This window comes from Candidatus Desulfolinea nitratireducens, from assembly GCF_982879505.1.
In genome coordinates this window covers 1-706 of the sequence record NZ_CEYOSI010000350.1, presented here as the reverse complement: position 1 = coordinate 706, position 706 = coordinate 1, and the positions used below count along the sequence as shown (strand labels likewise).

Genomic DNA, 706 nt, shown 5'->3' with positions numbered 1-706 from the left:
CTGCGTCGCGATTATGTTCTGACCAATGCACGCGGCGTCTTCGGTGAATTGATGGCTGAATATGTTTTTGGATATCTGCTTTTCCATGAAAGGCAGATCTTTAAACACCATCAGTTACAGGCCAAAAAAAGTTGGGATGGTAGCGATACCGGCTCTTTGCGCGACAAGACCATCGGGTTGCTGGGCGTCGGGTCAATTGGCGCGCATGTTGCCAAAACAGCCAAACATTTTGGGATGATCGTGCATGGTTACACACGTTCCAGCCAATCCAGCCCCGATGTGGATGTGTACCATCACGATGATCTGATAGAGTTTGCGTGCGGCGTGGACTATCTCGTAAACATTTTCCCCAACACCCCGGAGACACAAAAACTTTTAGATGCTTCGGTTTTTGATGCCTTACCCAAAACCGCTATATTTATCAATGTCGGACGTGGCAGTGCCGTAGACGATGAAGCATTACAAGCAGCTTTGGAACAAGAAAAGATTGCAGGCGCAGTTTTGGATGTCTTTGACAAAGAACCTTTGCCCAAAGAACATCCCTTTTGGACAACGCCTAACCTGTGGATAACTTTCCACACAGCCGCCCCAAGTCTTCCAAAAGATATTTCACAGGTGTTTATCGAGAATTATCATCGCTATATAAAAGATGAAGCACTTAATTATCAAGTTGATTTTGAGCGTGGTTATTAAGATTCTCCCCCCG

The 706-nt window shown here is 45.9% G+C and carries 1 protein-coding gene; it reads left to right on the top strand.

Annotated elements, in window-relative coordinates; translation table 11 throughout:
• The coding region (locus AC3DOM_RS17665) for a D-2-hydroxyacid dehydrogenase (protein ID WP_487920357.1) at nt 1-693 on the top strand (693 nt) is incomplete at its 5' end.
• Nucleotides 694-706 lie beyond the last annotated feature (13 nt).